Here is a 13,061-nt window from a genome sequence, read left to right on the forward strand (position 1 = left end):
TCCAGCCAAAAGAATGACGGGAGGCGTTGGTGACAGCGCCCCCCGCCCGAAACGGTAAGTCGTTTCTTCTGGCACGGTCATCGGCGTCCCCGCCTGTACCGTCACATCAGTTCATCGCAAATTGGTTAATATTTCGTGTCTTCTTTTGGCTGGAAAATATCCCCGCCGGAGGCATAAAAGTTTCATTCCCGCGCCCGAAGCACGTGGGCCGGTCGGGCCGAGAGCGGGCCCCATGCAAAGGCAAGCCCTGCCATCAGAGTGGCGAGAACGCCACCCGCGATGATCGCCAGAGCCGAGGGCCAGATCACCTGATAGCCGGTTTCCATCACAAAGCGCGACACGGCCCAGCCGCCTGCGATGCCCGCACCCAAAGCGACCAGTCCTGCGGCTAGGCCCAGCAGGGCGGCACGAATGGCAAAGCTGATCAGGATACGTCTACGCGACGCGCCGAGGGTTTTCAGAACGGCGGCCTCATAGGTGCGCGATTGGGTGCCCGCCGAGGCGGCCCCGATCAGCACCAGAAATCCGGTGAGCAGAGTCGCCGCAGCACCATAGGAACTGGCGGCTGCAACGCCTGCCAGCACCTCGGCGACGCGATCAATCGCGTCACGCACGCGGATAGCGGTGATGTTGGGATAGGCGGTGCCCAGATCGCGCAATATGGCGGCTTCTGCTTCAGGTTCTGCGTAGACCGTCGAGATATAGCTGTGCGGCGCGCCGGACAGGGCGGCGGGGTTCATTGTCATGACAAAGCCGATGCCAGCATTGGAGAAATCGACCTCGCGGAACGAGGTGATGGTGCCGGTGATCTCGCGGCCCAAGACGTTGATCGTCATTGTGTCGCCAAGGCGCAGGCCCATTTCGTCAGCTTCTTCGGTGGCAAAGCTGATCAGGGGCGGGCCTGTGTAGTCGGGTGCCCACCATTCGCCTGCGGTGATCTTCGTGCGCTCGGGCAAGTTGGTGGCATAGGTCACGCCACGGTCGCCACGCGTGACCCAATGGTCACCGGCGACCTCTCTGGCGGGTTTGTCGTTGATGCGGGTGATGACGCCGCGCAGCATCGGGGCGCTGTCGACGCGGCGCACGTCGGGGTCGTAGGCCAGCCGTGCATTAAAGCCGTCCATCTGGTCTTTCTGGATGTCGACGAAGAAGTAGGACGGGGCGACGTCGGGCAGGTTGCCCGCGATGGCGGTGCGCAGGTTGCCGTCAATCTGGCCCACCGCAGCCAGCACCGATAGGCCGAGGCCCAGTGACAACACTGTGGATGTCGCACCTTCGCGCGGGCCGGAGATGGCCGCCAGCGCCCATCGCAGAGCCGGGTGCCCTTGTGCCATGCGCGCGCCACGCCGCGAGGTCCAGCGGATGACCCACGCCGCCAACGCCAGCAACACCAGTGCGCCAGTGATGCCGCCCGCCATCCATAGTGTCAGTCGCCATGTGCCAGAGAACAGCCCCGCCAGTCCGACCAGCAGCGCCAGCCCGACACCGGCAGCGATGACATAGCGGGCCTTGGGCAGCAGTCGCGTGCTGCCCAAGGCGTCGCGGAACAGGGTGGCGGCGCGCACATCTTCGGCACGGGCCAGCGGCCATAGGGTGAAGATGAACGCGGTTAGCACGCCGTAAATCGCGGCCTCGACCAGCGGGCGGGGGTAGACGGCGATTTTCGCCGGTATCGGCAGGCGAGCTTCGATCATAGGGGCCAGCAGCAGGGGCGCGACAGCGCCCAGAACAAGGCCAATAAAAATACCTAGCAGTGACAGTGCGCCGATCTGGATAAAGTAGGTCTGGAAGATCGTCGCGCGCTCGGCCCCCAAAGTGCGCAGGGTTGCGATGACGCTGGTTTTCTCGGCCAGATAGGCACGCACTGCTGCCGATACGCCAACGCCGCCCACGGCCAGACCAGACAGACCGACCAGTACCAGAAATGCCCCCAGCCGCTCGACGAACCGTGCAACACCCGGCGCGCCGTTGCGGGAGTCGCGCCAGCGCATGCCCGCGTCTCCGAACTTGCTCTCGGCGGTCTGTTCCAACGTGTCCAGATCTGATTGTGGCGGCAGGATCAGGCGGTATTTCGTGTTGAACAGCGTTCCGGTTGCCAGCAACCCCGATGCCTCCAGCGCCTGTGTACGCACAATGGTGCGCGGGCCAAGGCCAAAGCCCGCGCCAGCCCTGTCAGGTTCGCGGGTCAGCAGGGCACTGAGGTGGAAGTCTTGTGTGCCCAGCCGCAGGGTGTCGCCTGCCGTCAGGCCCAGACGGTCGGCCAGCACCTGTTCCATGATCGCACCGGGCAGGCCGTTTTGATCGCCAAGCGCTTGCGCCAGCGGGATGTCGGGGGTCAAACCAACGCTACCGATCAGCGGATATGCGTCATCAACGGCCTTGACCTGCGTCAGCCCGCGCTCGGAGGAGCCATCACGGTCCACGACGGCCATCGAGCGGAAATCAACGATCTGAGAGATTTCGTCGGCCACTTCGCCCATCCACGCGCGTTCGGCATCGGTGGCAAAGCGATAGGTAAAGTCCATCTCGGCCTGACCACCCAGCAAGGCGGCACCCTCGCGGGCCAGACCCGCTTCGATCGCGGACCGTACCGACCCGATAGCGGCAATGGCAGCGACACCAAGCGCAAGGCACGCAAGGAAAATGCGAAACCCGTGCAAGCCGCCGCGCAGCTCGCGACGGGCCAGACGTGCGGCGATACGCAGGCTCATGCGCCCGCCTGCGCGATGCGGCCATCGACCAGACGCACAACGCGGTCGCAGCGTTCGGCCAGAGCGTTGGAATGTGTCACCAGAACCAGCGTCGCGCCGTGCCGGTCGCGCAGATCAAAGAGCATGTCCATGATCGCATCACCGTTGGCCAGATCCAGATTGCCCGTAGGTTCGTCCGCCAGCAGGATGCGTGGCCGTGTGACTGATGCGCGCGCCAGCGCCACGCGTTGCTGTTCGCCGCCCGACATCTGCGAAGGATAGTGCCCGATGCGATGGGCAAGGCCCACGGTGGCCAGCTCTGCCTCGGCCCGCGCAAAGGCGTCACTGACCCCGGCCAGTTCCAGCGGTGTGGCCACGTTTTCGAGCGCGGTCATGGTCGGGATCAGGTGAAACGACTGGAACACCACGCCCATGTTGTCGCGGCGAAAGCGGGCCAGTGCGTCCTCGCTCATTTGTGTCAGGTCATTGCCCAGCGCCATGACCGTGCCGCCGGTTACGCGTTCCAGCCCGCCCATAAGCATCAGCAGCGACGATTTGCCCGATCCCGACGGCCCAACCAGCCCGACCGTCTCGCCGGCCTCTACCTGCAAGCTGATTCCATGTAAAATTTCGATCCGTCCGGCATTGCCATCCAGCGCTAACATCGCATTTTCAAGGGTCAGGACTGGATTGGACATGAATGCGTACCTTTATATGGGGTACGCTTGGATATGGAGGCTGGATCACGATGCGCAAGGCGATAGTCGGCATTCTTGCTGTTTTGTCAGGACCGGCGATGGCCGAACCGCTGGTAATCGCAGCTATGGGCGACAGCCTGACCCAAGGGTACGGGCTGCCACAAGAGGATGGATTTGTCCCGCAGCTGGAAAGCTGGTTGCGCGATCACGGTGCCGATGTGCAGGTGTTGAACGCGGGTGTGTCGGGCGACACCACTGCGGGCGGTCTATCGCGGGCAGCGTGGACGCTGACGCCGGATGTGGATGCGATGATTGTCGCGTTAGGCGGTAACGATCTGTTGCGTGGCATTGATCCGGCGGTCAGCCGTGTCAATCTGGACGGGATTTTGCAGGCTGCGGCTCAGGCCGGTGTGCAGGTTTTGTTGGTGGGTATGCAGGCGCCGGGTAACTACGGGCCCGAGTATAAGGCAGCCTTTGATGCGATGTATCCCGAGTTGGCGACGCAATACGGCACGCTTTTTGCCCCCAGCTTTTTTGAGGGAATGGGTGAGATCGGCACTGATCCTGCATCCGTGCGTGGGCTGATGCAACCGGATGGCATTCATCCCAATGCAGACGGGGTGGTGCAAATCGTGGAAGGATTGGGTCCAGAGGTGCTGGAACTGATTGCGCAGGTGCCTTCGGGTTGACGGCCGCCGCCGGTCAGAGCGAATCGCCTGATGCACAAACAAAAACGGACGCCGAAGCGCCCGTTTCATCTATCATATCAACAAAAAGGCTTATGCCAGTGCGATGTTGATCGCGCTTTCGCGGTTGTCGCGGCCATTTTCGATGTCGAAAGTGACTTTTTGGTTGTCGGCCAGACCGGTCAGGCCCGAACGCTCAACAGCAGAAATGTGCACGAACACATCTTTGCTGCCGCCATCGGGTGCGATAAAGCCGTAGCCTTTTGTTGTGTTAAACCATTTGACGGTGCCAGTAGCCATCGTCGTTCTCCTTTAGTTAACTGCCCACGGAATGCGGCAGGTCGGCAAAGTCTAGACAGATCGAGAGACTGGGCCGGTAAAGGAGCAGTGTGGTCGATAGGCGTAACGTCGCAGTTTTCATATGCGCATTATTGGCATTGAAATCAAGTAAAATCCGACTCTGGCCCGTTATGAGCAAGACCGCGCCGATGGTCTGCATTGCCCTGTTTTTAAGCGTTGGAGGCGGAAAGTACACTCATTTTCCGGCAGTTTTATTTTTTACCAGTTGATAAAAAAATAATTCCGTGTGACCGTTTTTACAAAGATGACAGCAAAAAAGTCTTGGGAGTACGAAGATGGCTGATGATGTGTTCACACCGGGGATCAGGGCAGGGCGGCTGGAACAGGGTGCCTATGCCGCGCAGTTTTCAGATCTTCATCCGCCGCTGGATGGGCACGAGGCGCTGGTCGCCGCCGATCGCTGCTATTTCTGCCACGATGCGCCGTGCATTGCGGCCTGTCCCACTGACATTGATATTCCGCTGTTCATTCGCCAGATCGCCACGGGCACGCCCGATGCGGCAGCCAAGACGATCCTCAGCCAGAACATCATGGGCGGCATGTGCGCCCGCGTCTGTCCGACCGAGCAGCTGTGCGAACAGGCCTGCGTGCGTGAAATCGCCGAGGGCAAGCCGGTGCTGATCGGCCAGTTGCAGCGCTATGCGACCGACCATCTGCAGCAGCAGGGCATTCATCCCTTTGTGCGGGCCGAGGCGACGGGCAAGACTGTCGCCGTCGTCGGCGCCGGGCCTGCGGGTCTGTCCTGCGCGCACCGGCTGGCGATGCTGGGGCATGACGTCGTGGTCTATGACGCGCGGCCCAAACCCGGCGGGCTGAACGAATTCGGCATCGCCGCCTACAAGACACCCAACGGTTATGCGCAGGCCGAGGTCGATTGGCTGCTGCAAATCGGCGGCATCCGCATCGAGACCGGCAAGGCATTGGGCGCGGGCCTCACGCTGGATCAGCTGAAGGCGGATCATGACGCGGTGTTCCTGGGCATGGGCCTTGGCGGCGTGAACGCGCTGGGGGCCGTGGGCGAGGACAAGAGCGGCGTGTCGGACGCGGTCGATTTCATCTCGGAACTGCGCCAGTCGACCGACCTTACGGCGCTGCCCATCGGGCGCGACGTGGTTGTGATTGGTGGCGGCATGACAGCGGTGGACGCTGCCGTGCAGGCCAAACTGCTAGGCGCGCTGAACGTCACGCTGGTCTACCGTCGTGGCCGTAACCGGATGAACGCCAGCCCGTTCGAGCAGGATCTGGCCGCCAGCAAGGGCGTGCGGATCGTGAACCATGCGGTGCCTGTTGCCGTGCATGGCAACGGCACGGTGTGCGAGATCGAGTTTGAATATGTTGATGAAGCGATGAAAGGCACCGGCGAAATGCTGCGCTTACCTGCGGATCAGGTGTTCAAGGCCATTGGTCAGACGTTGCAAGGCGATGGGCTACCCGATCTTGAGGGACGCAAGATCGCTGTGACCGGCGCAGGGCGCACCAGCGTCGATGGCGTTTGGGCAGGGGGCGACTGTGCCTCGGGCGGGGACGACCTGACGGTGACAGCCGTTGCCGAAGGCCGCGATGCGGCGATGGACATTCATTCGGCTTTGATGGGCTGAGGTCGGGCTGCGGCCCACTTTGAGGAGATATAGTAATGGCAAATCTGCAAAGCGACTTCGTTGGTATCAAAAGCCCGAATCCCTTCTGGCTGGCCTCGGCCCCGCCTACGGACAAGGAATACAACGTCCGCCGTGCCTTTGACGCTGGCTGGGGCGGGGTGGTCTGGAAGACCCTGGGCATGGAAGGGCTGCCGGTCGTCAACGTCAACGGCCCGCGCTATGGCGCGATTTGGGGGGCGGACCGGCGTCTGCTGGGGCTGAACAACATCGAGTTGATCACCGACCGCCCGCTGGAGGTGAACCTGCGCGAGATGAAGGCGGTGAAACGCGACTATCCCGACCGCGCCCTGATCGCGTCGATCATGGTCCCCTGCGAGGAAGAGGCGTGGAAGGCGATTCTGCCCCATGTCGAGGACACCGGTGCAGACGGGATCGAGCTGAATTTTGGTTGTCCGCACGGCATGGCCGAACGTGGCATGGGCAGCGCGGTGGGGCAGGTGCCCGAATACATCGAAATGGTCACCCGCTGGTGCAAGATGTACACGCGGATGCCGGTGATCGTGAAGCTGACGCCGAACATCACCAACGTGCTGTATCCCGCCGAAGCGGCCAAGCGCGGCGGGGCGGATGCGGTGTCGCTGATCAACACGATCAACTCGATCACCTCGGTCAATCTGGACAGCTTTGCGCCCGAACCGATGATCGACGGCAAGGGCACGCACGGCGGCTATTGCGGCCCTGCGGTGAAACCCATCGCCCTGAACATGGTAGCCGAAATTGCCCGCAACCCCGCCACCGCCGACATGCCGATCAGCGGTATCGGCGGCGTCACCACATGGCGCGATGCGGCAGAGTTTCTGGCGCTTGGCGCTGGCAACGTGCAGGTCTGCACGGCGGTAATGACCTATGGCTTTAAAATCGTTCAGGAAATGATCTCGGGCCTGTCGGAGTATATGGACAGCAAGGGCATGACTTCGGTTGACCAGTTGGTGCGCAAGGCGGTGCCGAATGTGACTGATTGGAACCAGCTGAACCTGAACTATGTCGCCAAGGCCAAGATTGATCAGGATGCCTGCATTTCCTGCGGTCGTTGCTTTGCCGCCTGCGAGGATACTTCGCACCAAGCCATCGCGATGTCCGAAGATCGCACGTTCACCGTGATCGACGAGGAATGCGTCGCTTGCAACCTGTGCGTCAACGTCTGCCCTGTCGAGGATTGCATAAGCATGGTTCCGATGGACGCAGGCGCCACCGATCCGCGCACCGGCAAGGTGGTCGATCCGTCCTATGCCAACTGGACGACGCACCCCAACAACCCGTCCGCGACGGCGGCCGAGTAAGCGATGCTTTTACGTCGGGGTGATCGTCTGCCCCGGCGTTAGCACATTGCGAAACATGGTCTGCAAAAACTGCGATGCCGCGTCGGTGGGCTCTTGTCCCTCCAGCAGCACTTCGATCTGTGCCTGAAAGTCGGCATAGTGCTGTGTCGTGGCCCAGATCGAGAAAATCAGGTGCCGCGGATCGACCTGTGCCAGCTGACCCGCATCCATCCACGCCTGAATCACACCACAGCGGTCGTCGAACAGCGGCTTGAGATCAGAGCGCAAATGCGGGTCCATGCGCGGCGCGCCTTGCAGGATTTCATTGGCGAACAAACGGCTTTCGCGGGGCAGGTCACGGGACATGTCCAGCTTGCGTTGAACATAGGCCAAAAGCTCGGTCAGCGGGTCGCCTTCTGGGTCCAGTTCAATCAACGGATCCAACCATGTTTCCATTAGCTGGCTCAGCAGGGTGACGTGAATTTCCTCTTTTCCATCAAAGTAATAAAGGATGTTCGGTTTGCTCAGGCCCGCCTGTTCGGCGATCTGGTCCAACGTCGCGCCGCGAAAGCCGTGGGCCGAGAAAACATCAAGTGCTGCATCTAGAATCCGACGTCTGTTGCGCTGCTGAATACGGCTGGGTTTCTTCTGGATCTGATCTGCCAAAATGCTCGCCTTTTTGGTTGCTGCTATTTCGGGCAAATGCGCAAGGGATACGCATTGCGGCTCAGTCAGTTCTTGACTCAAAAGGTGCAGAGCGCAATCGTGTATTTACCAAATGGTCAAAAACACGCGCCGAAGAGCGCGAGGGGGAGAGACATGGCAGCACCTGGGGAAAACCTGCGGATTGATGGACAGCGGCTGTGGGACAGCCTGATGGACATGGCCAAAATCGGGCCCGGCGTGGCAGGCGGCAACAACCGCCAGACGCTGACAGACGAAGACGCCGAAGGCCGCGCGCTGTTCCAGTCATGGTGCGAGGCTGCGGGCTGCACGATAGGGCTGGACCAGATGGGCAATATGTTCGCACAGCGCGAGGGGACGGACCCTGACGCGCTTCCGGTTTATGTCGGCTCGCATCTGGACACGCAGCCCACGGGCGGAAAATACGACGGTGTTCTGGGAGTGCTTGGCGGGCTGGAGATTTTGCGCACACTGAACGATCTGGATGTGAAAACCAAACATCCCATCGTGGTGACCAACTTTACCAACGAAGAAGGCACACGCTTTGCGCCCGCGATGCTGTCGTCGGGTGTGTTCGCGGGCATTCACACGCAGGACTGGGCCTATGCCAAGACCGACGCGGCCGGAAAGACTTTTGGTGACGAGCTGAAGCGTATCGGCTGGCGGGGAGACGAGGAGGTGGGCGCGCGCAAGATGCATGCGTTCTTTGAATTACACATTGAACAGGGTCCGATCCTCGAAGCGGAAGGCAAGGCCATTGGCGTTGTCACGCACGGTCAGGGCCTGTCGTGGACCCAAGTCACTGTGATGGGCAAGGATTCCCACACCGGATCGACACCGATGCCGATGCGCAAGAACGCAGGTCTGGGTATGGCGCGGATATTGGAAAAGGTGGACGAGATCGCGTGGAGCCACGCGCCCCATGCCGTGGGCGCTGCGGGCCATATCGACGTCTATCCCAATTCGCGCAACGTGATTCCCGGCAAGGTGGTCTTTACCGTCGACTTCCGTTCGCCGGACCTGTCGGTGATCGAGGATATGGAGGCGCGGCTGAAGGTCGAGGCGCAGAAGATTTGCGATGACATGGGGCTTGAGATTGCCTTTGAGAAGGTCGGCGGGTTTGATCCGGTGGCTTTTGATGAGGGCTGTGTGAATGCTGTGCGCAATGCCGCCGAGCGGTTGGGCTATTCGCATATGGATTTGATTTCGGGTGCAGGGCACGATGCCTGCTGGGTCAACCGCGTGGCGCCCACTGCGATGGTGATGTGCCCTTGCGTCGATGGTCTGAGCCACAATGAGGCCGAGGAAATCTCGAAGGAGTGGGCCACAGCGTCTGCGGATGTGCTGTTGCACGCGGTGGTCGAGACGGCACAGATTGTCGGATAGGGATTGGTCTGCCATGATCGACCCTGATCTGAGCATTGCAGACCGCATCGGCCTGTTGATTCAGGCCGAGGTGGATGAAGCGCCGGTAGAGACACCGAAAGACCGCGCCTATCTGACGGCCTTTCGCGCGGCACTGGTCAGGCCCTTTGCCACTACAGTGAACTTTTCCGGCGGGCTGACCCAGATCTGCTGGACCGTGACGCGCACGGATGGCGACTACAGGGTGATTTACATGCCGCGCGCGGGGTATTTTGCGTTGTGTGTCGAGAGCGATTTCGGGCCGTTGGATATTGGTGTCCACGGGCCGGCGATGGGGTGCTATGCCAGCGTGTAAGACGGGGCGCTGCCCCGGACCCGGGATGTTTAAGGCCAAAAGAAGCGGGCCACACAAAAGAGACGACAGGAGAGACGAGATGAGCAAGGTGATCAAAGGCGGAATGGTCTGCACGGCGGACCGGACGTGGAAAGCGGACGTTCTGATCGAGGGCGAGAAGATCGTGCGCATCGGCGAGGATCTGGTGGGCGACGAGTACATTGACGCCGAAGGCGCCTATGTGATCCCCGGTGGCATCGACCCGCACACGCATCTGGAAATGCCGTTCATGGGCACCATCGCCGCCGAGACCTTCGAGACCGGCACATGGGCCGCTGCTGTGGGCGGGACCACGATGATCGTGGATTTCTGCCTGCCGGGTGCGGATGGCAGCATCAAGAACGCGATCAACGAATGGCACCGCAAGTCGGCACCGCAGATCTGTTCGGACGTCGGCTATCACATGGCCATCACCGGCTGGAACGAGAACGTCTTTGACGAGATGAAAGACGCGGTTGATATGGGGGTGAATTCGTTCAAGCACTTCATGGCCTACAAGGGCGCGTTGATGATCGAGGACGACGAGATGTTCGCGAGCTTCAAGCGCTGTGCCGAACTGGGCGCGCTGCCGATGGTCCATGCCGAGAACGGCGATCTGGTGGCCGAGTTGCAGCAGAAGTATTTCGATCAGGGGATCACCGGCCCCGAGGGGCATGCCTATTCGCGTCCGCCCGAACTGGAAGGCGAGGCCGCCAACCGTGCGATTACCATTGCCGACACCGCCGGTGTGCCGCTGTATATCGTGCATGTGTCGTGCGAGCAGACGCACGAGGCGATCCGTCGGGCGCGTCAAAAGGGAATGCGGGTGTACGGCGAGCCGTTGATCCAGTTCCTGACGTTGGACGAGGGCGAGTATTTCAACAAGGATTGGGACCATGCCGCACGGCGCGTCATGTCGCCGCCGTTCCGCAGCAAGGACCATCAGGACAGTTTGTGGGCCGGTTTGCAGGCTGGATCGTTGCAGGTGGTTGCTACCGACCACGCCGCATTCTCGACCGCGCAGAAGCGTGCGGGGCGTGATGATTTCCGGATCATTCCCAACGGGTCGAACGGTTTGGAGGAGCGTCTGGCCGTGTTGTGGACCGAAGGAGTCGAAACGGGCCGTCTGACGCCGAACGAGTTCGTGGCGGCGACGTCTACCAACGTGGCCAAAATCCTGAACATCTATCCACAGAAGGGGGCCATCGTCGAAGGTGCGGACGCGGACATTGTGGTGTGGGATCCGAAGATTACCAAGACGATCAGCCCTGCGAACCACCATTCGATTCTGGATTACAACGTCTTCGAGGGTTTCGAGGTGACGGCGCAGAGCCGGTATACGCTGAGCCGCGGCGAGGTGATCTGGGCATGGGGACAGAACAGCCAGCCTCAACCGGGACGGGGCAAATTTGTACCGCGCCCAGCTTTTGCCGCGCCAAACGTGGCGCTGTCAAAGTGGAAAGAGCTGACCAGCCCCAAGATGATCAAGCGCGATCCGATGAACATTCCGGCGGGGATCTGATTCGTGGCAATGACTGAACTGAAAGACGCGGGCAATCTGGCCAAGCACTCTGAAGTGCGCGGCGGGGCCGTTATCTCGGCCAAAGATCTCGACCTGACGTTTCAGACCAACGACGGCCCCGTGCATGCGCTGAAAGGCGTGTCGCTGGACATTGAAAAGGGCGATTTTGTCAGCTTTATTGGCCCATCGGGCTGTGGCAAGACGACGTTCCTGCGCTGTATGGCCGATCTTGAGCAGCCCACGGGTGGCAGCATCACCGTCAACGGTGTCAGCGCGGCAGACGCGCGGGCGGCGCGGGCCTATGGATATGTGTTTCAGGCGGCGGGGCTGTATCCGTGGCGCACCATCGGAGGCAACATCAGCCTGCCCTTGGAGATTATGGGATACACCAAGGAGGATCAGCGTGCGCGTGTGGCACGCGTGCTGGAACTGGTCGAGCTTGCAGGGTTCGAGAAAAAGTTCCCGTGGCAGCTGTCGGGCGGGATGCAACAGCGGGCGTCGATTGCCCGTGCGCTGGCCTTTGATGCGGACATTCTGCTGATGGACGAACCCTTTGGCGCGCTGGACGAGATTGTGCGCGACCATTTGAACGAGCAGTTGTTGAAGCTGTGGGCACGTACGGAAAAGACGATTGCCTTTGTCACCCATTCGATCCCCGAGGCGGTGTATCTCAGCACAAAAATCGTGGTGATGAGCCCGCGTCCGGGCCGGATCACCGATGTGATTGACAGCCCCCTGCCAAAAGACCGCCCACTGGATATTCGCGAGACGCCTGAGTTTCTGGGGGTTGCACATCGTGTGCGTGAAGGGTTGCGGGCGGGGCATGATGATGCGTGATGCCGTCTATGCAGTCGGGGGCCGGATCTGATGCGTTCTGTTGTTCCCGTCCTGACCGTGATCTCCGCCATCATGGCGCTTTGGTATATCGCGGCCGTGCCGATGAATGCGCCGTGGGCCTATGACAAGGCCAAGCGCGCTGGTGTCGAGCTGTCGCTCAACGACCTTGTCGCTGATACCTGGAGCCAGGAAAAACCCAAGCTCCCCGCACCGCATCAGGTAGGGATTGAGATTTGGGAAACCACGGTTCAAAAAAACATTACCTCGAAACGTTCGCTGATCTATCATTCGTGGATCACGCTGAGTGCGACTTTGCTGGGCTTTGGCCTTGGGACGGTGCTGGGGATCATGTTGGCGGTGGGTATCGTTTATAACCGCGTGATGGATATGAGCGTGATGCCGTGGGTGATTGCATCGCAAACCATTCCCATTCTGGCGCTGGCACCGATGATTATCGTGGTGCTGAACGCAATTGGCATATCAGGTCTGTTGCCCAAGGCGATTATCAGCATGTACCTGTCGTTTTTTCCCGTTGTCGTCGGCATGGTCAAAGGGCTGCGCAGCCCCGAGGTGATGCAACTGGACCAGATGCACACTTGGCACGCGAGCCCCTCGCAGACATTCTGGAAGCTGCGCTTGCCTGCGTCGATGCCCTATCTGTTTACCTCGCTTAAGGTGGCGATGGCCGCATCGTTGGTGGGTGCCATCGTGGGTGAACTGCCGACCGGTGCGATTGCCGGTCTGGGTGCGCGTCTGCTGGCGGGCAGCTATTATGGCCAAACGATCCAGATCTGGAGCGCGCTGATTATGGCCGCAGCACTGGCGGCTGTCATGGTTGCGTTGATCGGGCTGATCCAGCGGATTGTGCTAAAGCGTATGGGGATGGCGATATGAGTGCTGTTGTGACGACCAAACGGCCCGCGTGGATG

General features: G+C 60.8%; 12 protein-coding genes. 8 read left to right on the top strand and 4 right to left on the bottom strand.

Going from position 1 to position 13,061, the window contains the following annotated elements:
- Nucleotides 1-182 precede the first annotated feature (182 nt).
- Together SULPSESMR1_RS00435 and SULPSESMR1_RS00440 are read right to left on the bottom strand one after the other, a co-directional pair.
- Complete coding sequence (locus SULPSESMR1_RS00435) at nt 183-2,711, bottom strand: ABC transporter permease (protein ID WP_089419057.1); 2,529 nt, start codon at nt 2,709-2,711, stop codon at nt 183-185.
- Nucleotides 2,708-3,388 (bottom strand): ABC transporter ATP-binding protein, encoded by a 681-nt coding sequence (locus SULPSESMR1_RS00440; RefSeq protein WP_089419058.1) that lies wholly within the window; start codon nt 3,386-3,388, stop codon nt 2,708-2,710. The genes SULPSESMR1_RS00435 and SULPSESMR1_RS00440 overlap by 4 nt, the downstream gene beginning before the upstream one ends.
- A gap of 2 nt (nt 3,389-3,390) precedes the next feature.
- Between SULPSESMR1_RS00440 and SULPSESMR1_RS00445 the strand changes: the two genes are divergently transcribed.
- A complete protein-coding gene (locus tag SULPSESMR1_RS00445; protein WP_421086554.1) occupies nt 3,391-4,077 on the top strand; it encodes an arylesterase in 687 nt (228 codons plus the stop codon).
- Between the two features lie 90 nt (nt 4,078-4,167).
- Here the strand turns inward: SULPSESMR1_RS00445 and SULPSESMR1_RS00450 are convergent, their stop codons facing one another.
- Complete coding sequence (locus SULPSESMR1_RS00450; RefSeq protein ID WP_028955124.1) at nt 4,168-4,374, bottom strand: cold-shock protein; 207 nt, start codon at nt 4,372-4,374, stop codon at nt 4,168-4,170.
- Between the two features lie 335 nt (nt 4,375-4,709).
- Between SULPSESMR1_RS00450 and SULPSESMR1_RS00455 the strand changes: the two genes are divergently transcribed.
- Nucleotides 4,710-6,032 carry an NAD(P)-dependent oxidoreductase gene (locus tag SULPSESMR1_RS00455; protein ID WP_089419059.1) on the top strand — a complete coding sequence of 441 codons (1,323 nt, stop codon included), beginning with the start codon at nt 4,710-4,712 and terminating at the stop codon, nt 6,030-6,032.
- Nucleotides 6,033-6,067: 35 nt separating this feature from the next.
- Entirely contained in the window at nt 6,068-7,372 is a 1,305-nt protein-coding gene (gene preA, locus SULPSESMR1_RS00460; RefSeq protein ID WP_089419060.1) for an NAD-dependent dihydropyrimidine dehydrogenase subunit PreA, read from the top strand.
- Nucleotides 7,373-7,381: 9 nt separating this feature from the next.
- Here preA and SULPSESMR1_RS00465 read toward each other — a convergent pair whose 3' ends face one another.
- Nucleotides 7,382-8,017, bottom strand: a complete 636-nt coding sequence (locus SULPSESMR1_RS00465; protein ID WP_240311439.1) for a TetR family transcriptional regulator C-terminal domain-containing protein — start codon at nt 8,015-8,017, stop codon at nt 7,382-7,384.
- 153 nt (nt 8,018-8,170) lie between these two features.
- On the opposite strand from SULPSESMR1_RS00465, the gene SULPSESMR1_RS00470 reads away from it, so the two are divergent.
- The 5 genes from SULPSESMR1_RS00470 to SULPSESMR1_RS00490 all read left to right on the top strand — a co-directional run bounded on the left by SULPSESMR1_RS00470 (nt 8,171) and on the right by SULPSESMR1_RS00490 (nt 13,026).
- Nucleotides 8,171-9,421 carry a Zn-dependent hydrolase gene (locus SULPSESMR1_RS00470; protein ID WP_089419062.1) on the top strand — a complete coding sequence of 417 codons (1,251 nt, stop codon included), beginning with the start codon at nt 8,171-8,173 and terminating at the stop codon, nt 9,419-9,421.
- Between the two features lie 13 nt (nt 9,422-9,434).
- Nucleotides 9,435-9,755 carry a hypothetical protein gene (locus tag SULPSESMR1_RS00475; RefSeq protein WP_089419063.1) on the top strand — a complete coding sequence of 107 codons (321 nt, stop codon included), beginning with the start codon at nt 9,435-9,437 and terminating at the stop codon, nt 9,753-9,755.
- Between the two features lie 79 nt (nt 9,756-9,834).
- Nucleotides 9,835-11,295, top strand: coding sequence for a dihydropyrimidinase (hydA, locus tag SULPSESMR1_RS00480; protein ID WP_089419064.1), 1,461 nt, complete (start codon nt 9,835-9,837; stop codon nt 11,293-11,295).
- A gap of 9 nt (nt 11,296-11,304) precedes the next feature.
- Nucleotides 11,305-12,132, top strand: coding sequence for an ABC transporter ATP-binding protein (locus SULPSESMR1_RS00485; RefSeq protein ID WP_089419065.1), 828 nt, complete (start codon nt 11,305-11,307; stop codon nt 12,130-12,132).
- 30 nt (nt 12,133-12,162) lie between these two features.
- Nucleotides 12,163-13,026: an ABC transporter permease gene (locus SULPSESMR1_RS00490; RefSeq protein WP_198362824.1), complete on the top strand. Its 864-nt coding sequence runs from the start codon at nt 12,163-12,165 to the stop codon at nt 13,024-13,026.
- Nucleotides 13,027-13,061 lie beyond the last annotated feature (35 nt).

This window comes from Pseudosulfitobacter pseudonitzschiae (assembly GCF_002222635.1).
GTDB lineage: Bacteria > Pseudomonadota > Alphaproteobacteria > Rhodobacterales > Rhodobacteraceae > Pseudosulfitobacter > Pseudosulfitobacter pseudonitzschiae_A.